Annotated in this window: 18 protein-coding genes; 5 read left to right on the forward strand and 13 right to left on the reverse strand. The window is 64.2% G+C overall.

The features are described from left to right. Nucleotides 1-112: 112 nt before the first annotated feature. The 12 genes from urtA to TU75_RS06915 form a co-directional block, all read right to left on the reverse strand. A complete protein-coding gene (gene urtA, locus TU75_RS06860; RefSeq protein WP_060548515.1) occupies nt 113-1378 on the reverse strand; it encodes an urea ABC transporter substrate-binding protein in 1266 nt (421 codons plus the stop codon). A 282-nt stretch (nt 1379-1660) separates the two neighbouring features. Then, nucleotides 1661-2671: a FecCD family ABC transporter permease gene (locus TU75_RS06865; protein WP_015373655.1), complete on the reverse strand. Its 1011-nt coding sequence runs from the start codon at nt 2669-2671 to the stop codon at nt 1661-1663. Beyond that, on the reverse strand, nt 2668-3615 hold the full coding sequence (locus TU75_RS06870; RefSeq protein WP_060548516.1) for an ABC transporter substrate-binding protein: 948 nt from the start codon (nt 3613-3615) through the stop codon (nt 2668-2670). The genes TU75_RS06865 and TU75_RS06870 overlap by 4 nt, the downstream gene beginning before the upstream one ends. Next, the gene (locus tag TU75_RS06875; RefSeq protein ID WP_060548517.1) at nt 3612-4400 is read right to left on the reverse strand and encodes an ABC transporter ATP-binding protein; all 789 of its coding nucleotides are present in this window, start codon (nt 4398-4400) and stop codon (nt 3612-3614) included. The genes TU75_RS06870 and TU75_RS06875 overlap by 4 nt, the downstream gene beginning before the upstream one ends. A gap of 125 nt (nt 4401-4525) precedes the next feature. After that, nucleotides 4526-6634, reverse strand: a complete 2109-nt coding sequence (locus tag TU75_RS06880) for a TonB-dependent receptor (RefSeq protein WP_060548518.1) — start codon at nt 6632-6634, stop codon at nt 4526-4528. Between the two features lie 148 nt (nt 6635-6782). Then, nucleotides 6783-8165: a PepSY-associated TM helix domain-containing protein gene (locus TU75_RS06885; protein ID WP_060548519.1), complete on the reverse strand. Its 1383-nt coding sequence runs from the start codon at nt 8163-8165 to the stop codon at nt 6783-6785. A gap of 144 nt (nt 8166-8309) precedes the next feature. Continuing rightward, a complete protein-coding gene (locus tag TU75_RS06890) occupies nt 8310-8699 on the reverse strand; it encodes a DUF2946 domain-containing protein (RefSeq protein ID WP_060548520.1) in 390 nt (129 codons plus the stop codon). An 11-nt stretch (nt 8700-8710) separates the two neighbouring features. Next, nucleotides 8711-9184, reverse strand: coding sequence for a copper chaperone PCu(A)C (locus TU75_RS06895; protein ID WP_003236115.1), 474 nt, complete (start codon nt 9182-9184; stop codon nt 8711-8713). 47 nt (nt 9185-9231) lie between these two features. After that, the gene (locus tag TU75_RS06900) at nt 9232-9627 is read right to left on the reverse strand and encodes a DUF2946 domain-containing protein (protein WP_060548521.1); all 396 of its coding nucleotides are present in this window, start codon (nt 9625-9627) and stop codon (nt 9232-9234) included. A 217-nt stretch (nt 9628-9844) separates the two neighbouring features. Further along, complete coding sequence (locus TU75_RS06905; RefSeq protein ID WP_003236111.1) at nt 9845-10144, reverse strand: helix-turn-helix domain-containing transcriptional regulator; 300 nt, start codon at nt 10142-10144, stop codon at nt 9845-9847. Between the two features lie 115 nt (nt 10145-10259). Beyond that, nucleotides 10260-10985: a cobalt-precorrin-6A reductase gene (locus TU75_RS06910; RefSeq protein ID WP_060548522.1), complete on the reverse strand. Its 726-nt coding sequence runs from the start codon at nt 10983-10985 to the stop codon at nt 10260-10262. Beyond that, entirely contained in the window at nt 10982-12187 is a 1206-nt protein-coding gene (locus TU75_RS06915) for a bifunctional cobalt-precorrin-7 (C(5))-methyltransferase/cobalt-precorrin-6B (C(15))-methyltransferase (RefSeq protein ID WP_060548523.1), read from the reverse strand. The genes TU75_RS06910 and TU75_RS06915 overlap by 4 nt, the downstream gene beginning before the upstream one ends. 38 nt (nt 12188-12225) lie before the next feature. Here TU75_RS06915 and cobG point away from each other — a divergent pair, with 38 nt between their 5' ends. The 5 genes from cobG to TU75_RS06940 all read left to right on the forward strand — a co-directional run bounded on the left by cobG (nt 12226) and on the right by TU75_RS06940 (nt 17554). After that, nucleotides 12226-13563, forward strand: coding sequence for a precorrin-3B synthase (cobG, locus tag TU75_RS06920; RefSeq protein ID WP_060548524.1), 1338 nt, complete (start codon nt 12226-12228; stop codon nt 13561-13563). Further along, a complete protein-coding gene (locus tag TU75_RS06925) occupies nt 13556-14182 on the forward strand; it encodes a precorrin-8X methylmutase (protein WP_003236104.1) in 627 nt (208 codons plus the stop codon). The genes cobG and TU75_RS06925 overlap by 8 nt, the downstream gene beginning before the upstream one ends. Continuing rightward, nucleotides 14182-14913 (forward strand): precorrin-2 C(20)-methyltransferase, encoded by a 732-nt coding sequence (locus TU75_RS06930; RefSeq protein ID WP_003236102.1) that lies wholly within the window; start codon nt 14182-14184, stop codon nt 14911-14913. Before TU75_RS06925 ends, TU75_RS06930 begins: the two co-directional genes overlap by 1 nt. Next, a complete protein-coding gene (cobJ, locus tag TU75_RS06935) occupies nt 14913-16550 on the forward strand; it encodes a precorrin-3B C(17)-methyltransferase (RefSeq protein ID WP_060548554.1) in 1638 nt (545 codons plus the stop codon). The genes TU75_RS06930 and cobJ overlap by 1 nt, the downstream gene beginning before the upstream one ends. A gap of 224 nt (nt 16551-16774) precedes the next feature. Further along, nucleotides 16775-17554, forward strand: a complete 780-nt coding sequence (locus TU75_RS06940; protein ID WP_060548525.1) for a hypothetical protein — start codon at nt 16775-16777, stop codon at nt 17552-17554. A 380-nt stretch (nt 17555-17934) separates the two neighbouring features. Here the strand turns inward: TU75_RS06940 and TU75_RS06945 are convergent, their stop codons facing one another. Then, entirely contained in the window at nt 17935-20706 is a 2772-nt protein-coding gene (locus TU75_RS06945; protein WP_060548526.1) for a hybrid sensor histidine kinase/response regulator, read from the reverse strand. Nucleotides 20707-20755 lie beyond the last annotated feature (49 nt).

Here is a 20755-nt window from a genome sequence, read left to right on the forward strand (position 1 = left end):
TGCTCGAACAAATGTGGGAGCTGGCTTGCCTGCGATAGCGGTGCATCAGACCGACCGAGGTGTCTGCATCGCAGGCAAGCCAGCTCCCACAGGGTTGGGAACGATCGGCGGCTTAGTTGCTCTTCACCGCGTGATCCGGCTTCTTGTCATTGCCCGGAATGTAAGGGCTCCACGGTTGCGCGCGGATCGGCTCTTCGGTCTGCCACACCACCTGGAACTGCCCGTCGGCCTGGATCTCGCCGATCATCACCGGCTTGTGCAGGTGGTGGTTGGTCTTGTCCATGGTAAGGGTGAAGCCGGACGGCGCGGCGAAGGTCTGGCCAGCCAGGGCTTCACGCACTTTGTCGACATCGGTGGATTTGGCTTTCTCCGCCGCTTGCGCCCACATGTGGATACCCACGTAGGTGGCTTCCATCGGGTCGTTGGTCACGGCTTTGTCGGCGCCCGGCAGATTGTGTTTCTTCGCGTAGGCTTTCCAGTCGGCCACGAATTTCTTGTTCACCGGGTTCTCCACCGACTGGAAGTAGTTCCAGGCGGCGAGGTTGCCCACCAGCGGCTTGGTGTCGATGCCGCGCAGTTCTTCTTCACCCACCGAGAACGCCACCACCGGTACGTCGGTGGCTTTCAGGCCCTGGTTGGCCAGCTCTTTGTAGAACGGCACGTTGGAGTCGCCGTTGACGGTGGAGATCACAGCGGTCTTGCCGCCTGCGGAGAATTTCTTGATGTTGGCGACGATGGTCTGGTAGTCGGCATGGCCGAACGGGGTGTAGACCTCTTCGATGTCTTTATCCGCTACGCCTTTGGAGTGCAGGAACGAACGCAGGATTTTGTTGGTGGTGCGCGGGTACACGTAGTCGGTGCCCAGCAGGAAGAAGCGCTTGGCGCTGCCGCCTTCTTCGCTCATCAGGTATTCCACTGCCGGGATCGCTTGCTGGTTGGGCGCCGCACCGGTGTAGAACACGTTCGGCGACATCTCTTCGCCTTCGTATTGCACCGGGTAGAACAGCAGGCCGTTGAGTTCTTCGAACACCGGCAACACCGATTTGCGCGATACCGAGGTCCAGCAGCCGAACACCACGGCGACCTTGTCTTGGGTCAGCAACTGGCGGCCTTTCTCGGCGAACAGCGGCCAGTTCGACGCAGGGTCCACCACTACCGGCTCCAGCATCTTGCCGTTCACGCCGCCCTTGGCGTTGATCTCGTCGATGGTCATCAGCGCCATGTCTTTGAGCGAGGTCTCGGAGATGGCCATGGTGCCCGACAACGAGTGCAGGATGCCGACCTTGATGGTCTCGGCGGCTTGCACGGTCCAGGTCAGGCCCATGGCGACGATGGAGGCGGAAAGAGTGAAAGCCTTGATCAAGCTGCGACGCTTCATGGTGCGATCTCCGAAGACTCATGGTGTTGTAAGGGGCAGATGCAGGAGGCTTTGCAAGGGGTGTGCCTAGTCGCATAACCGCCCGCGGCCCTTGCCCGGCTCGAATGCAGGGCAGCGCCGCGCACCACAAACGGGCGAGTGGCGCAGGCGGTGCGCTCAGGCGCGCCACAATGGCGCGCACTCGCTATGTAGCGACTGGCGCGCGCCGGTTGGGTGGACAGTAGGGGGGATCTTCCATGCCATGGTGGCGTGGACGGCGGACCGCGAGTACGGGGGGAGGCCCTAACGCTTGCGCATCAAGCCGATAAAGAACAGCCCGCCAATCGCCGCCGTGGCCACGCCAATCGGCAGGTCCTCGGGGGCGATCAGGGTGCGTGCGGCCACGTCCACCCACACCAGAAACAGGCTGCCCAGCAGTGCGCACACCGGTAGCAGGCGGCGATGCTCGGCGCCTACCAGACGCCGCGCGATATGCGGCACCATCAGCCCGACAAAGCCGATGGAGCCGCTGATGGCCACCAGCACGCCGGTCATCAGCGAGGCCACCAGAAACACCTTCAGGCGCACCGTGCGTGCGTTGAGGCCCAGGGTCACGGCGGTCTGTTCGCCGGCCATCAGCGCGTTCAGCGGCCGGGCCATGCCCAGCAGAATCAGCAGGCCCAGCAGCACCGTGGCGGCGGGAATCGCCAGCAGCTCCCAGCGCGCCAAACCGAGGCCGCCGAGCATCCAGAACATCACCGCCGACGCCGCGCGGTGGTCGCCCATGAACAGCAGCAAATTGGCGGCGGCCATCATCACAAAGGACACCGCCACGCCGCACAGCAACAGGCGATCACTCTCCAGACGGCCATTGCGACTGGCCACCGCCAGCACCACCAGCATGCTCGCCAGCGCGCCGATGAACGCTGCGATGGGCAGAGTCAGCAAACCGATGATTTCCCCCACATGCAGCACCACGATCACCGCGCCCAGCGTGGCGCCCGAGGTCACGCCGAGCAGGTGCGGGTCGGCCAGTGGGTTGCGCGTGACCGCCTGCAACACCGCGCCGATCAGCGCCAGGCCCGCGCCCACCAATGCGCCGAGCAACATGCGCGGCACGCGAATCAGCCAGACAATATGTTCCTGCCCGGACGGCCAGTTCACCTCGCCGAATCCAAAGGCCTTGTGCAGCAGGATGCGCCACACCACGTCCACCGGCACCCGCGCCGGGCCAAAGCCCAGCGAGACCACGCAGGACACCAGCAACAGCGCGCCGAGTGCGGCGAGCAACAGGGCGTAGCGACGGCTGATCATTCGCCGTGAAACCCCTTTGCCAGGGTTTCCACTGCCTGCACGTTGTCGATGCCCGGCGTGGCCTGCACGTACGGAATCACGATAAAGCGCTGGTTCTTGATCGCGTCCACCCCTTGCAGCGCGGGATTATTGAGCAGGAATTGCTCCTTCTGGTCGGCCGTGACTTCGCTGTAGTCGACGATCACGATCACCTGGGGATTGCGCTCCACCACGGTTTCCCAGTTGATCCGGGTCCAGCTGGCGTCGACGTCGTCGAGGATATTGCGCCCGCCGGCGGCGGCGATCAGCGCCTGCGGCATGCCCAGGCGCCCGGAGGTCATGGCGCGGTCTTCGCCGCTGTCGTAGAGGAATACCCGGGGTTTGTCGGCGGGCAGGTCTTTTTGCACCTCGGCGATCTGCGCCTGCATCTGTGCGATCAGCCCATTGGCGCGGTCCTGCACGTCGAAGATCTTGCCCAGGTTGCGCAGGTCGTTGTAGGTGTCGTCCAGCGTCGCCGCCTTGCGTTTCATCACGAACGCGCAGGACTCGGTCAGCTCGTACACGTTGATGCCCAGGGGTTGCAGGGTGGCGGGCGTGAGGTCACCGCCCACGCGCATGCCGTAGTCCCAGCCGGCGAAGAAGAAATCCACGTTGGCGTTGAGCAGGGTTTCCACCGACGGATACTTGCTCGCCAGTTCCGGCAGGCCGTCGAGGATCGCGGACATCTCGGGAGTGACCGACTTCCAGCCAGTGACGCCGCTGTAGCCGGCCATGCGCGACTTCAAGCCCAGGGCGAGCATCATCTGGGTCATGTTGATGTCATGGCTGACGGCGTGCTGCGGCGCTTCCTGGAAGGTCACGTTGCGGTTGCAGCTCTTGATGGTCACCGGGTAATGGGTGGCCTCGGCGAACGCCTGGGCGGTGCCGAACAGCAGGGCGAGAGACAGCAGGGAGCGCAGGATCATGGTTGAGTTATCCAGGTGATTCGGGGGTAGCCGGACAAGGGATGAGTGTCGATCAGTGCCTGCACGCCAAACACGTCGTGCAGCAGTTCGGCGGTGAGGACTTCATGGGGCGTGCCGCTGGCGATGATGCGGCCGTGATCGATCACGTACAGGCGATCACAGAACGCGGCGGCCAGGTTCAGGTCGTGGATACTGGCCAGGGTGCCGATGTTCAGGCGCTTGACCAGGCGCAACAGCTCCAGTTGGTAACGCGGGTCGAGGTGGTTGGTCGGCTCGTCGAGAATCAGCAGGTGCGGCTCCTGGGCCAGGGCACGGGCGAGGATGACGCGCTGCTTTTCGCCGCCGGAGAGGGTGGCGAAGGCGTGGTCTTCGAAGCCGCTCATGCCGACCGATTCGAGCATGCTGCACACCAACTGCCGGTCGTGCACGGTATCGCCGTCGAACAGGCCCTTGTGGGGCGTGCGGCCCATGGCGACCACTTCGTCGACGCGCAGGCCGAAGGCATCGGGGAATTCCTGCAGCACCACGGCGATGCGTCGCGCGCACCACTTGGCGCTTTGCTGCCACACGTTCTGGTGCTGCAGCAGCACGTCGCCCTGGTCTGGTTTGCTGAAGCGGTAGGCGCAGCGCAGCAGACTGGTCTTGCCGCTGCCATTGGGACCGATCAGCCCCACGAACTCACCGGCGGCGACATGCAGGCTGGCGTCGCACAGGTGGAACTGATGATGACAGCTGCCATGGTCCCTTGGGGTCCAGGTGAGGTGGGCGAGGCTCAGTGCGGTCATGGTTTTCTCTGGTGCAAGGCCGATCAAATGTGGGCGCTGGCTTGCCTGCGATAGCGGTGCATCAGACTGACCGAGGTGTCCGCATCGCCGGCAAGCCGGTTCCCACAGGGGGTGTGTTGTGGCGGTTAGAAGGTGTAGTCCGCCGTGACAAGCAGGGAGCGTGGCTCGCCGAGGATCCACTGTTGGCCGTCGTTGTACTGGCTGACGGCGTAGGTGCGGTCGAGCAGGTTGTTCAGTTGCAGGCCCAGCGTCGTGTCGCGCAGCGCTTTCCATGACACGCTGGCGTCCACCACGGTGTAGCTCGGCAGTTCGTTCTGGTTGGCCATGTCGGCATAACGCGCGTCGACATACCGCACGCCGGCACCGGCGCGGATGTTATCGCTCAAGGCCTTGCTCAGCCACAGGTTGGCGGTGCGGCGCGGCACGTCCACCGGGCGGTTGCCGTCGCGCGATACCTGCACGCCGCCGACGTCCTGCTGGAAGTCGTCGTACTGCGCACGAACGAGGGCGGCGTTGGCTTGCAATTGCCAGGCATTGGGCAGTTGCAGGTCGAGGCTGGCTTCCAGGCCGCTGGAGGATTGCTGGCCGACTTGCTGCTTGAGGTTCGGGTTGCCCGGAACGTCGGTCAGCAGCTTCTTTTTCACGATGTGGTAGGCCGCCAGGGTCCAGTCGCCACGTCCGTTCCAGAATGCTTGCTTGATGCCGATTTCGCTTTGTCTGGCCGTGGACAGGTCGAACTGCTGCTGGCCCGGGCTCAGTGAGATCAGGCCGCCGACGCCGTCGGTGCTGGTGGCGTACTGGCCGTAGACCGAGGTGTCCGGCGTGATCGCATACACCAGTCCGGCCTTCCAGTTGTTGCCGGTAAGGGTTCTGCTTGTTTGGCTGCCATCGCGCAAGTCATCGCGATCGACATGGGCGTAGTCGCGGCGAATGCCGGTGACCAGTGCAAGCTGGTCGGTGAGCTGCAGGCGGTTCTCGGCAAAACCTGCGACGGTTTTAGTGGTGGTGGCAAACAGCGGTTTGAACGGATCGGCGCTGGCGAACGGCCCCGGTTGCGGGTGGTTCACGTCGATGGGCTGGCCGTTGGCAAAGGTGTCGTCAAACGGCGAGTTGCTGGCCAGGCGAAAGCGGATGCGGTTGTACTCAATGCCGGTCACGGTCTGGCTGTCGAGACCGAACAGTGCGTGCTTGAAGGTGAAGGTCTGGCGATCACCCACCTGTTCCTGATTGTGCTTGATGCCGAAGTTGCCGCTGCGGGTGAGTTGGCCGTTGGTGAAGTTGTAGTTCTCGGCGTTCTGCCAGCGGCGCTGGTTTTTCAGGTAGAACAACTCGTTGGTGGCGCTGACGTTGTCGCTGATCTGCCACTCGCTGGTCAGGCGCGTCCACTGGTCGTTGTAGTGCTGTGTGTCATTGCTGACGTTGTAGTTCCTGTCGCGCAGGCCCTTGTGCAACTGGCCATTGATCAACGGGGTGCCGAAGTAGTTTTGCGGTTGCTGGTCGCCGTAGTCGCTGGCGAGGGTAAAACTCAGGGTGTCCGCCGCCTGCCAGCGCAGGGCTCCGCTGACGAAGTCGCTGGCCGAGTCGCCACGGTCGATGAAGCCGTTGCTGCGCAGGCGGTTGAGGTTGAGGCGGTAGCTCAGCGTGTCGGTCAGTGAGCCGCCGCTGTCGAGGGCTTGCTGTTGGCGGTCGTAGGAGCCATAGCCAAGGCGCACATGGTTTTCGATTTCGCCTTCGAACGGCTTTTTCGGCACGGTATTGATCACCGCGCCGGTGGCGCCTTCGCCGTACAGCACTGAGGCCGGGCCGCGCAGCACGTCCACGCGTTCCACCGACCAAGTGTCCACCGGGAAGGTCGAGGTGCCCATGCCTATGTACATGCGGTTGCCGTCGTACAGCTGCATCACCGAACCCTGGCCGGTAAAACCACGGGCCGACAACGAGGTGCCGCCGTCGCCCGGTGAGCCTGTGCGGCTGATGCCGGTGGCGCGGGAGATGGCGTCCTGCACACTGGCATCGCCACGCTGGCGAATCTGCGTGCCGGTCTGGCTTTCGACACTGCCCGGGGTTTGCAGGGCGGTGAGGTTGAGGCGCGAGCCGGCGGTGGTCGGGGTGTTCAGGTCGACGCGTTCGTCATCCACGGCGGGCGCGGTGACGGGGCTGGCGGGCAGGGTCAGGGCCTGGGCGCTGTTGTGCAAGGCGAGCAGGCACAGGCCGGACGCTAGGTACTTGTTCATCGGTCGATCAGTCTTCCTGGGGTGTGCTCGCCGCAGTGCGCGGCGAGCAACGATAACGCACAAAGTGTTATAAGTTAACACTTATCGGCTGCGTGACTAAGGTTCGAGCAGCCTACACAAGCCTTGTGGCGTGGGCATCTCGCCGGATTCATGCGGAACCTGAGGCCGACTCACCTTGGGCAAACAGACGCGACAGTACCAGGCGATCCAGTACCCACACGGCGATCAAAGAAGCGCCCACCAACGGAAAAATGATCGCCAGGCCGAGCATGATCAGCATCGCGGTTTTCCATTTCGGCAGGTCATGGCGCAGCGGCGGAACACCGAGGCCGCCCAGGGGCCTGCGCTTCCACCAGATCACCACGCCACTGACCGCGCTGAGCAGAATCATCAGGCAGATCAGCAGGACGATCAGTTGGTTGACCCAGCCGAACATCTTGCCCTCGTGCAGCATCACACCGGTCTCGGTGGCGCGTGCAGCCAGGTTGTAGTGCTGCCAGCGCACGTCGGCGAGAACCTTGCCGGTGTACTGGTCCACGTGCAGGGTGGCGTCATTGCGCGGGTCGTCGGCGAACACCGAGACCGTGAACACGCCCGTGGCGGTGGTGGGGAAGGTGATGCTGTAGCCGGGTTCGACCTTGCGCGCAGTGGCCAGGTCGACCACCTGTTGCAGGCGCACGCTGGGCGCGGCGGGGCCTGCGTGCATGGCGCCGTGGTTCATGTGTTCGGCATGGTCGCCGGACATCGGCATCGGCGTGTTTTCCATGGCCCAGGGTACCGTCTGTTGGCTGGCAGTGTTGAGGATGCGCGCCTGCTGGTCGGACTGCGGCACGTTGTTCCACATCGCCGCCGGAAAGGTGTTCCACAGGTCGGCGTATTGCTTGCCCCAGAAGCCGGTCCAGGTCATGCCGCTGAGCAACATCACCAGCAGGAAGGCCGCGCCCCAGAAACCGGCGACGGCGTGCAGGTCGCGCCACAGCAGGCGCCCCCTGGCGTTCAGGCGGGGCCACAACACCCCGGCCGATGACTGGCCGCGCGGCCACCACAGGTACAGGCCGGACACCACCAGCATCACGCCCCAGCCTGCGGCAAGTTCCACCAGGCGGTCGCCGGTAGTGCCGATCATCAACTCACCGTGCAGCGCGCGGGCGATGGCTTGCAGGTTGTATTTGGCGTCCTGTTCGCCGAGTACGTTGCCGCGATAAGGGTCGACGAACACGGTGATTTCACGGCCGCCGTTATGCATGACGAACTGCGCGCTGCGAGTGGCGTCGGACGGTGGCAGGTACTTGCTGATCGTCGCCAGCGGGTAAGCGGCCCTGGCGCGCTGCAATTGTTCGTCGGCGCTCAAGGCGTGCTCGGCGCTGTCTACGGTGAGCAGGTCGGCGTACATCAGCGGGTCGAGCTGGGGTTTGAACAGGTAGATGATGCCGGTGAGGGCCAGCAGCACCATGAACGGCGCCACGAACAGGCCGGCGTAGAAGTGCCAGCGCCAGGCGAGGTTGTAGAAGGATACTTTTTGGGTGGTCATCAGGGGCTCCGCAAGCCTTTGAATGTTGGATGCCAGTTGGCTGTCATCGGGAGCAAACCCCTCCCACAGTTGATCTGTGAATACATTCAACAGATGGGAGGGGCTTGCTCTCGATGCTTTTAAGAAGCACTGGGTGTAAAGGGCTTATGCGGCAGCGGGCGGAGCGCGGCTACGGGCGCCGGGGAAGGTCTTTTGCCGGGCATGGCCCAGGCGCGGGGCGGGGATGATTGCGCCTGTCGGCGGCGGCGTGTCAAGGGCGACCCAGGACATGCCGCCGGGCAGAGCGGGGCAGCTGAACAGCAGGTCGCAATAGCCGCATTTTGCCCAGAGTGCGTGATGGTCGTCGGGGGCTTGAGGGTGGTGGGATTCGCCGTGGTGTGCCGGCATGTCCATGGACATGCTGGCGTGATGATTCATCGGCATCGCCTGGGAAATCAGCGGGCCGATAAAGATCATCAACATGGCGAACAGGCTGACCCAGCTGCCGCGTGCGAGGCGGTGGCGTGCAGACAACCCGGCGCGAGGGGCGCCCATCGATCAGCGACCTATTGGATGTGGTTGTGCGCGTGGGGCGGTGCCTTTTGCACCGACACCTGCACCTCGACCTTGCCGGCCTTTTCGAAGGTCAGGGTCAGCGGGAAGTGCTCGCCATCGGCCAATAAACTGCGGTCCTTGAGGCCCAGCAGCATCACGTGATACGCCATGGGTGCGAAGGTCAGCTCGCCCTTGGCCGGCACCGCGACGCTGGTCACCTGCTGCATCTTCATCAGGTCACCCTGCATCACATGCTCATGCAACTCGGCCTTGTCGGCCACGGGGGTGTCGACGCCGAGCAGGCGGTCCGGGGTTTTGCCGTCGTTATGAATCACGAAATACGCGGCGACAGTGGGCGCATTCGGTGGCAGCTCCTGGGACCAGGGATCGCTGACCAGCAGTTCGCCGGCCTTGTAGTCGTCGGCATTGGCGGCGCTGAACACCGGCATCAGCAAGGCGGCCAGCAACAGGGAAGATTTGAGCATGACAGTTCTCCAGAACGGTTTTGAACGCAGTTCACATGCGAAGCCAATCAAACCGTGGGAGAGGCGCGGGGGTTAAGGCTCGGCCATTGACCGCGCTGGGCGGGGGCTTGCAGCGACGGCGGTGCCAGGCCCTGCGAGGTTTCAAACCGTGTGACATACAACGGCGGCACATGCCCCGGCAGCGCCACCCATGGCGTCGAGCCCGAGCAGCACCAGCAATGCTGCATCGTGGAGTGATCGTCCTGCTGCGGCGCCGGGATTTCCAGCTTGCCCAGGGCGAGGGTCTCCAGGCTTGCGCCAGTGGACGAACAGAACCCGCCCCAGAACAGCTGCTTGATCGGATCGTGCGTCGTCTGCATCGCACTGGCCAGCGGCATGGCAAACGCATTGAACAGCACTGCAAGGCAGGCGATCCAGGCAAGTGCAAAGCGGTGACGGGCCATGGTGGACAATCCGTGGGGGGTAAGCGATCGGGCGGGTATTTAGCCTGATCGGGGTGGATAAGTAAAAAGCGCTGGTGTGGTGTCGCAGGGTTTGAGGATAGACGGGGTATCACCGCAACGCAGGCCCGCTATTGAGGCTCGCTCAGCATTGGAGTGGTCAGGCACGTTTAACGTGGCTGACACGCCGCCATGGGAAGCAGTCCCTCCCGCCTTTTGGCTATGCAGTGGGAACGCCATGGACCTGCATGTTCACCCCTAAAGCTTTTCTAATCACTGCGAAAATCGCCGCGAGGTTGTCCATGCTTGGGTTGCCGCTGGCTGAAAGCATCCGATGCAGGCTTTTACTGGGCTTGGCGGTTTCTTTCGCGAGCCCTTCGAAGCCGACTGTGGCGTTGACCAGATCACGCAGAATGACGCGTGAAATCTCCGGCTCGCCATCAAGGAGAGCTTGAGCAAATTCAGGATCGCGCTGAGCACGTTCGGCGATGGTGTGTTTATAGCTGCGGGTTAACGCCATGCTGGTTACCTCTTTTGCTTCAATTTCTTGTCTAGCTGATGACGATTGATCAACGATTTGACCTCTCTGAGATCGCGCCTTTGACTGGACTTGTCTGCGCCACCAAACAGGATGATTAAGCGGGGAAATTTGCCAACGCGATGAGTGTTTCTCCAGGCGACAATAGTTCCAGGTCCACGGTTGCCAAGACTGGCCGCCTCAACACCAGCACCGGCACCCCCAACTCCCGCGCCACCTCCAGCTTTGGCTCGGTGGCCGTGCTGCCACTGTTTTTGCTGATCAGCACATCAATTTGCTGCCGCGCGAACAACTGGCGCTCATCCTCGAGTAAAAACGGACCCCGCGCGCCGATCACTTCGCAGCGTTCATTGCCCGGGTACACCTCCAGTGCGCGCAGGGTCCAGAACTGGTGGGCAGGGATTTCATCAAGGTGCTGCAACGGCTCGCGGCCCAGGGTGAACAACGGTCGCTTGAACGGTTTCAACGCTTCGGCCAACTGCGTCCAGTCACCGACTTCGCGCCAGTCATCCCCGGCCTGCGGCTGCCACGCGGGACGTCGCAGCGCCCAGCACGGCACCCCGCAGGCGCGTGCCGCCTGGGCCGCGTTGTGGCTGATCTGCGCCGCATACGGGTGGGTGGCGTCGAGAATCAGGCTGATGCCTTCAGCGCGAACAAACTGCGCCAGGCCGTCCGCCCCGCCATAGCCCCCCACGCGCACCTGGCAGGTCAAGTCAGTGGGCACGCGCCCAACCCCTGCCAGGCTGTAGATATGCGGCGGCCCTAACGTGCGCGCGATGGCCAGCGCTTCGGTCACGCCGCCCAGCAGCAGAATCCTGTTCATAACGGCTTGACCACGTCCAGCAGGGTGATCGGCAGCGCCTGGCGCCATGTATCGAATTCCCCCAACGGCTGCGCCTGGGCCACGTGGATGCGCGTGAGTTCGCCGCCATGCCGGGCTCGCCAGTTCATCAGGGTCATTTCGCTTTGCAGGGTCACCGCATTGGCGACCAGCCGTCCGCCCGGGCGCAAATGCTGCCAGCAGGTTTCCAGCACGCCCTCGCGGGTGACGCCGCCGCCGATGAAGATCGCGTCCGGTGCCTCAAGTCCCGTCAGGATCTCCGGCGCCTTGCCGCGAATCAGTTGAAGGCCGGGCACGCCAAGGGCATCACGGTTGTGTTCGATCAGGCCCTGGCGCCCGCTATCGGCTTCAATCGCCAGCGCGCGGCAGCTGGGGTGCGTGCGCATCCATTCGATGCCGATGGAGCCGCTGCCCGCGCCCACGTCCCACAACAGTTCGCCGGGCATCGGCGCGAGGCGGGCGAGGGTCATGGCGCGCACGTCGCGTTTGGTCAGTTGGCCGTCATGCTGGAACGCCGAATCCGGCAGGCCGGCCAGGCGTGACAGGCGCGGCGTGTCACCGCGGGCCTGGCAGTCGATGGCGACCAGGTTCAAATCGGCGACCCGGGCGAACGCCCACGACTGCGCCAGCCCATCAATGCGCTGCTCATCCGCGCCGCCCAAGTGTTCAAACACGCTCAGTCGGCTCGGTCCAAACCCGGCCTGCGTCAACAGCGCGGCGATCAAGCCAGGGCTGCTGCCGTCGTTGCTCAGCACCAGCAAACGCACGCCGCTGGCCAGATAGGCATTCAGTGCTGCCAACGGCCGAGCGACGACGGACAGCGTCACCACATCCTGCAATGGCCAGCCCAGCCGCGCCGCCGCCAGTGAGACGGAGGAAGGTGCCGGCAACACCAGCAGCTCATCCACCGCCACCTGTCGCGCCAGGCTGGCGCCCACGCCGTAGAACATAGGGTCGCCACTGGCCAGCACGCACACCGGCTCACCGCGCTGCGCCAGCACCGGTTCCAGGGAAAACGGGCTCGGCCACCGCTGTCGTTCGCCGCGGATACACACCGGCAGCAGGTCCAACTGGCGCTGAGCACCTATAATCCGCGTGGCGCGCAACAGGGCGTGCCGGGCGTTTCTGCCCAGCCCCTTGAAGCCGTCTTCACCGATGCCTACAACCGTCAGCCAGGGCGACATATCCATTCCTTGAGCGACATCCGACGGGCAGGCTTTTCATGCCGCCGGACAAAGCAGGCATAATACCGCGCCTTTACCCGTCAACCGGTAGCCCCGTGAACCCATCGCCCGCCCTGAACACCTTGCGCCCCTCGGCTTGTCCGGGGTTGCTGCGTATCGTCCAGGCGTTGGATGGCGGCATCTGCCGGATCAAACTGGCCGGCGGCTCGATCACCGCAATGCAAGCCCACGCCGTGGCGGACGCGGCCCGGGCCTACGCGGGCGGCGTGATCGAGGCAACCAACCGCGCCAACCTGCAGGTTCGCGGGATCGGTGCCGAGCAGGACGCCCTGATCGCGGCGCTGCTGGCCGCAGGCCTTGGGCCCAATAATGCAGCGGGCGACGACGTGCGCAACCTGATGCTCAGCCCCAGCGCCGGCATCGACCCGCAGATGCTGCTCGACACCCGCCCGCTGGCCGAGCAGATTCTCGCTACCCTGGAAAACCATCCGCGCTTTCATGAGCTGTCGGCCAAGTTCGCCGTGCAACTGGACGGCGGCGAAGCCCTGGCGATGCTCGAACACCATCACGACTTGTGGCTGTCGGCGTTTGAGCAGGACGGCGATACCTTGCTGGCGTTCGGTCTGGCCGGATGCCCGGGGCGGGATGCGCCACTGGCCGCCGTGCGCCTGGAGCAGGGGCATGCCCTGGTGGTCGCGGTGCTGGAAGCCTTCCTGGCGCTGGCGACGGCGCAACAAACGCGCATGCGTCATCTGGTTGTGGATAACCTAGTCAGCCGTCTGAGCCTGCCGCTGCTGCCGGCGGAGGGTTTCAAGCGCCCGGCCAGTGGCGCCTTGCGGCACCTGGGCAGTTATCCACAGCGCCAGGACAACCGGTATTACGTCGCCGTCGTTGCCCCTTTGGGTCGACTGGATTCGAAGATGCTCCACGGTGCCGCGCAACTGGCCAGTGAATACGGCGACGGCACCTTGCGCTTCACGCCCTGGCAAGGCGTGCTGTTGCCCAACCTCACCCAACCTGAAGCGGTGACTGCAGGTTTGGCGCAGCTGGGCTTTGTGTGTTCGGCCGGCCAACCCCTGGCCCGCGTGATCGCCTGCACCGGTTCCAGCGGCTGCGCCAAGGGCCTGGCCGACACCAAGACCGATGCCCTTGGCCTGCCGCCCGGTCATGACGTGCACCTGTCCGGCTGTTCGCGCTCCTGCGCCGCCGCGCACACCGCGCCGGTCACCTTGCTGGCGGTGAGCCCCGGCCACTACGACCTCTATTTTCGCGATGCAGCCCAGCCGGGTTTCGGCCGGCTGCACGCGCGCAACCTTTCCATTGAAGCGGCGAGCGCCGTGTTGCGCGCTCGTCCACGGAGCAACACCGATGATTGATTACATCCGCGACGGTCAGGAGATCTATCGCAACTCCTTCGCCATTATTCGCGCGGAAGCCAACCTGGAGCGCATCCCGGCCGACCTGGAAAAGCTCGCGGTGCGGGTGATTCATGCGTGCGGCATGGTCGACGCCATCGACGGCCTGCAGTTTTCCGAAGGCGCCGGCAAGGCCGGGCGCGAGGCTTTGGCCGCCGGCGCGCCAATCCTGTGTGACGCGCGGATGGTCTCCGAAGGCGTGACCCGCACGCGTCTGCCGGCCAACAATCAGGTGATCTGCACCCTGCGTGACGACAGCGTGCCGCAGTTGGCGCGCGAATTGGGCAACACCCGTTCTGCCGCCGCGCTGGAGCTGTGGCGCCCGCACCTGGAAGGCAGCGTGGTGGTGATCGGCAACGCACCGACCGCGCTGTTTTACCTGCTGGAGATGCTCGATGCCGGCGCGCCGAAACCGGCGCTGATCCTCGGCTTCCCCGTTGGCTTTGTCGGCGCCGCCGAATCCAAGGCGATGCTCGCCGCCGACAGCCGTGGCGTGCCCTTCGTGATCATGCAGGGTCGCCTCGGCGGCAGCGCCATGGCCGCCGCCGCCGTCAATGCGCTTGCCACGGAGGTGGAGTGATGCCGGCACGCGGACGCTTGATTGGCCTGGGCGTCGGCCCCGGCGACCCGGAGCTGATCACTGTCAAGGCGCTGCGCCTGCTGCGCGAATCGCCGGTGGTGGCGTACTTCGTGGCCAAGGGCAAGAAGGGCAACGCGTTCAGTATCATCGAGGATCATCTGGTGCCCCAGCAGACGCTGATGCCGCTGGTGTACCCGGTGACCACCGAAGCACTGCCGGCGCCGCTGTCCTACGAAGAGGTGATCAGCGATTTCTACGACACCGCCAGCCTGCACGTTGCGGCGCATCTGGACGCCGGCCGCGATGTGGCGGTGATCTGCGAGGGCGATCCGTTCTTCTACGGCTCCTACATGTACCTGCACGACCGCCTCGCCGAGCGCTACGAAGCGCAGGTCATTCCCGGCGTGTGCTCGATGCTCGGCGGCGCTTCGGTGCTCGGCGCGCCGTTGGTGTATCGCAACCAGAGCCTGTCGGTGCTGTCGGGCGTATTGCCCCATGAAGACCTCAAGCGCCGCCTGGCCGATGCCGACGCGGCGGTGATCATGAAACTGGGCCGCAACTTCCCCAAGGTACGCCAGGTGCTGGAAGAGCTGGGGCTCGCTGACCGTGCGCTGTATGTGGAGCGCGCGACCATGGCCAATCAGAAAATCGTGCCGCTGGATCAGGTGGTGCCAATGTCGTCGCCGTATTTCTCGCTGATCATCGTGCCCGGTGAACGGTGGCAAGGGTGATCAATCCTGCGATCGTCATCCTTGGCCAGGGCAGCCTCGCCACTGCGCGCCTTATTCAGCAGGTGTACCCCGGCGCGTTAATCCATGGCCTGGCCGGACGCGTCGAAGGCGCTGACCACGCCTACAGTGAATTTGGCGCCACGCTGCGCCAGCTGTACCAGCAGGGCACGCCGCTGATTGCGCTGTGCGCCGCCGGCATCGTTATTCGCACACTGGCGCCTTTGCTGTTGGAAAAGGGCGAAGAGCCCGCCGTGCTGGCGGTGGCCGAGGACGGCAGTGCGGTGGTGCCGCTGCTCGGTGGCCTGGGCGGTGTGAACGTCATGGCGCGGGACATCGCGGCAGCATTGAACGTGGCGGCGGCGATCACCACCAGTGGCGAGCTGCGTTTCGGCACCTGCTTGCTCAACCCGCCCAAGGGGTATGAGCTGGGGGACCTGGAGCTGGGCAAGCGCTTTGTCAGCGATCTGCTGGCCGGCGAACGGGTGCGCATCGAAGGGGCGGCGCCGTGGTTGGACGAGGCCAACCTGCCCCAGGATCAGCAGGCACATCTGGCGATTCACGTGGGCAGCGCCGCGCGCGCGCCTGCGGCCAATGAACTGCTGATCTACCCGAAAAATGTAAGCGTCACCTGCAAACCGGGTGCGCAATTGGCTGAGCGGGTTCGCGAAGCGTTGGACCAGGCCGGCGTCGCGCTGCAGTCGCTGGCCTGCCTGTTGGCCAGTGACACGCAGATGGCGGACGCGTCGCTGCACGACGCCGCTGCGCAGTTGGCGGTGCCGCTGCGGTTCGCCAGCGTCAGCCAGGACGCCGATATCGTGATCAACGTCGCCGAGCAGCCGCTGGATCTGGCCCGGGTAGGTCGCGCGCGTGGCCGTGTGGCAGTGATCGGCCTGGGCCCCGGCGCTGCCGAGTTGATGGTGCCAGCGGTGAAAGCCGAGTTGGCGCGCTGCACCGATGTGCTGGGCTACGAGACTTACGTGCGCATGGCCGGGCCGTTCCGCGACGATCAGGTGCAACACTGCACCGACAACCGCGAAGAAATGCAGCGCGCGCGTCACGCTTTCGAACTGGCCGTGCAAGGCCGTTCGGTGGTGGTGGTATCGTCCGGCGATCCGGGGGTATTTGCGATGGCGGCGGCAGTGATCGAGGCGCTGCACGAATCCAGCGACCCGGCGTGGCATCAGGTCGACCTGCAGATCTTGCCAGGGGTGTCCGCGTCGCTGGCGACCGCCGCCCAGGCCGGCGCGCCGCTGGGTCATGACTTCTGCATGATGTCGCTGTCGGACAACCTCAAGCCCTGGTCGATCATCGAGAAACGCCTGGACCTCGCGTCCCAGGCTGACCTGGCGTTGGCGTTCTACAACCCGATCTCCCGCGCACGGCCGTGGCAGCTGGGGCGAGCGCTGGACATCGTCGCGCAGCACCGCACGCCCGAAACGCCGGTGGTGCTCGGCCGTGACATCGGTCGACCGGGCCAGACCTTGCGCGTCACCACCCTGGGGCAACTCACGCCCGAGCAGGTGGACATGCGCACCATGGTGCTGATCGGCTCGTCCACCACCTGCACGTTCCCGCGTGCCGGTGGCGGTGAATGGGTGTACACGCCGCGCTGGTACGGCGACAAACCCAACGCCTGATGCCGTGGGAAAGCGCCGATTAATCCTGGGTTTTGCCTCGGGTTATCCGGCGCTTTTTCTTTTTCCATCGACGAAATGTGCGCGACCTGGCGTTGCGCCCCGCAATGGCTGGGCGGCGTGTTCCGGTGCGCGCCAGCAAGGGATAAGTGTCGTCTGGCAAGCCCGCCCGCCCCTGGACTAGGGTGAAAGCAGCCCCAATGTGGGGTGCTTGTGGAGAGCTGAACATGGAGCGACATCATAGAAGGATCAACAGTACAAAAAGGCGCAAGTTGATTGCGGCCTACAAGCTGCCGGCGTCGGCAGGCGCGCCGGCTACCGCCGCGCCCGAGCCGGAGGACGAATCGAATGCGGCGGTGGTCAATAACAGCGTGATCTCGTTTGCCGAGGGCCTGTCGAGCCTGAGCCGCGAATACATCCGTAAAAGTTACCTGCTGGCCAGCAGTTATGTTAGCGATGTGTTGAAGATTCATCGCGGCACCGAGGCGTGGTACGACGAATTCATCAAGGTGATGATCAGCCTGGGCTGGCTGCCGATGCGCAGCAGCTTCGAGCGGGTGTCCAGCAGTGGCAAGGGCCTGACGGTGCAACTGACGGTGCTGAACATGATCGCCGCGATGCTCGCTTCGACCGCACTGGCCGGGCCGGTGCTGGCGGCCTTGCCCCGGCTGGCGGCGGATGCGCTGGAGGCCATGAAGCAGCAACCCGCCTCGCTCGAGCTGTTCAAGCGCAACAGCTCGCTGCAGCAGGGCGGTGACTTTGGCGTGGCGTCCTGCACCGAAGCCAACGGCGAAGTGATGATGGTGCTGGTGACCTACAGTAGCCGTGGCGTGAGCAAACAGGTGGGTCTGCCGTTTCTGGAATGGGACAGCTCCTCGTTCGAGGCCTTCAGCGGGCAGACGTGCCTGGTGCTGAATACGTCGCTGGTCAACGAAAAAACCATCCAACTGATGCGCGAGAGCGCGGGGGACAAGGTGCAGTCGGCTATAGCCAGATACCGCATCTGAGGCACCTTTTTTCAGGCCTGTGAGATCAATTGTGGGACAGGGCTTGCCCGGTAAGGCGGTGCGTCAGTCAATATCAATGTTCGCTGGACTACCGTCTTCGCAGGCAAGCCAGCTCCCACATTTGATCTTCGTTGCCTTGAGCATGGCGTTCGCTTAACTGACTGGCATCAGGGCAAGCCCCAATGCCGTTCAGTTAAGCGCAGATTCCCTGTGGCGAGCAGGCTTGTCCTGCGTTGGGCTGCGCAGCAGCCCCAAAACCAGGCGCTGGGCCGTATCAGGTACACCGCGTTTCGCTGGAGTGGGGGCGCTTCGCACCCCAACGCGGGGCAAGCCCGCTCGCCACAGCGGCTAGAGTTTGCTGCAAGGCGGCGCAGTTGACATCAGGAAGGCTCGTGCTCGGGTCGCTGTTGGCGCTGTGCCACCCAGAATTCCACCAGCTCACGCAATTGCGACAGCTCCACCGGTTTGGCCATGTGCCCGTCCATCCCGGCCTGGCGTGCGCGCTCTTTGTGTTCCGAAAGAATATGCGCGGTCAGCGCCACCACCGGGGTGCGTATCCGCTGGTGGCTGACTTCCCACGCGCGCAACTGCTGGGTGGCGGAGAAGCCATCGAGGATCGGCATTTCGCAGTCCATCAACACCAGGTCGTAGCGCTGGGCCTTCATCGCTTGCAGGGCCTCTTCGCCATTGCTGGCAGTGTCCGGATTGAGGTTGAGCTTGCCGAGCATGCCGCGAATCACTTTGGTGGAGATGCTGTTGTCTTCGGCCACCAGGATGCGGAAGTCGGCCGGCACGGTGATCGCAGCCGGCGTGCTGAGGTGCACGCGTGGCTGCACGTTGCCTTTGTTGCGTTGGGTCAGTTCGTCGGCCAGGGTGGTCTTGAGCGTGTAGCCGGCCACCGGCTTGGCGAGGATGCGCTTGATCCCGCTGTTGCGCGCGATGATCTTGCTCGGCGCATTGCTGATACCGGTGAGCATGATCAACAGGATGTCGTGGTTCAGGCTCGGGTCTTCCTTGATCTTCGCCGCGAGCTGCATGCCGGTCATGCCGGGCATGTTCTGGTCCAGCAGCACAATGTCGAAGTAATCACGCAGGTGTGCCTTGGTGCGCAGCAGCGCCAGGGCTTCCTTGCCGGACGACACGGCGCTGACATTCAGGCCCCAGGCGCTGCACTGCTGCACCAGTACCTTGCGGCACGTGTCGTTGTCGTCCACTACCAGTACGCGAGCATCCTGCAGCGGGCCGTCGAGGTCGCAGGTCGGGTGTTCCAGGCGCTGCGGGTCCAGCGGCAAGGTCAGCCACAAGGTGCTGCCCTGATGCGTGCCGCTCTTGATGCCGAACTCGCCGTTCATCAACAGGATCAACTGGCGCGCGATCACCAGGCCCAGGTGGCCGCTCAGGCGTGTGGTCGATACGAAATTCTTGCTGTGCAGTTCGCTGTGCAGCAGAGCGTCGCGTTCGGCGGCGTCCATCGGCAGGCCGCTGTCCTGCACGGCAATGCGCAGGCGTGGCTGGGTGTTGCGGTCTTCCAGCGCGATCACGATCAGCACTTCGCCTTCGTCGGTTTTCTGCAGGGCGTTTTCCAACAGGCTCAGCATCGCCTGGCGCAGGCGCGTGGGGTCGCCGCTGATGACGCGGGGGACTTGGGGTTGGATAAAGCTGATCAGTTCGACGTTCTGCTGTTCGGCCTTGGCGCGGAAGATACTCAGGCAGTCGTCGATCAATGCGTTGAGGTCGAACTGCACGTCATCGAGCTCGATCTGCCCGGACTCGAGATTGGAAATGTCGAGAATTTCGTTGATCAGCGTAAGCAGTTCGTTACCGGCACTGTGGATGGTCTGCACATAGTCGCGCTGCTTGACCGACAGCGGCGTGCCCAGCAGCAACTCGGTCATGCCCAGCACGCCGTTCATGGGGGTGCGGATTTCGTGGCTGATCTTCGCCAGGAACTCGGCCTTGGCGGCGATTTCGGCGTTGCTCGCGGCCAGGTCGCGGCTGAGGCTGAAGCGGGTTTCGACAATGGCGCGCTGGCGCTCTCCCAAGGCCAGGCTCATCAGCAGGCCGCTCAGGCAGATAAAGCCGAGCAGCGTCACGATCAGCCCTTGCGGTGCCACCATGGTCAGGCCGAGCAGGGCGGGCAGGATGATCAGCGTGCCGATGTTGAACACCACCATCGCCGCCACGAACAGGCGCGCCGGGCGGTAGCCTTTTTGCCAGTGATAGGCTGAGACGAACAGCATGCTCAGGCCGGCCAGGGCCACCAGGGCGTAGGTGATGATGTTCAGTGGCAGGGTGTTGACGAACAGCAGCAACAGGCCGCACAGCACGATCACCAGGATATCGGCCATCAACAGCTTGTTCAGCGGGTGCGAGCCCAGCGGCATGAAGAAACGGTATGCATACATCAGCCCGCAGGGCGCGGTGAGCAGCAGGGCCAGGTAGGCGCCGGGGGTCTGGATCGCGTGCCAGTTGGGCAGCCACGGCCCCACAAGGTTAAGCAGCAGCGCCAGGCTGAGCATCAGCAGCACTTCGCAGGCCGCCAGCCACAGGCTGCTGCGCGAGCGGTGATAGGCGAAACGCGTGAGGTTATGCAGGATCAGCATCGCCAGCACGCCGAACAGCAGGCCGTAGATCAGCGTCTGGTTCTGGTTCGCGGCGGCCAGCACCGCCGGCTCCAGGGTAATATAGGGGCGTAGCTCGTGTTCCGACACCAGGCGCAGGTACACATCGAGGGGCTTCTGGCTCTGGGGCATCGGCAGCATGAAATCGCTGCTGGGCAGCGGGCGCTCCGCCTGCGGCTGGCGGGTGCCGGTGTTCTGCTGTTCGACCAGGGTGTCACCGTCCAGCACATACAGGCTCAGGTGCGACAGGTCGGGAGCGAATACCCGCAGCAGTTGCTCGTGCTTGCCGGGTTGCAGCTTGAAGCGGACCCACAATGCGCCGTCCGGTGGGGCAGCGGTGATCCGGTCAAGTTCGGTGGGGCTGAATTGATTGGTGTAGCGCGGGGACCGGATGTCGCTCAGTTGCAGGTCGGCCTGTTCGTCGAGCAATATCGCCCAACCACTGCCTTGTGCGGCCGCCTGGGCCGGGAACAAGCAGAGCAATGTCAGCAGGCTGACAGTGAAACCTATGGCGATCCTGAGCCAGCGCAAGGCGAAATCCCTTCGTAGGTTGATGCACGGATGAACTATGCGCGGGGAG

The sequence above is a fragment of the Pseudomonas poae genome (assembly GCF_001439785.1).
GTDB classification, from domain to species: Bacteria; Pseudomonadota; Gammaproteobacteria; order Pseudomonadales; family Pseudomonadaceae; genus Aquipseudomonas; species Aquipseudomonas poae.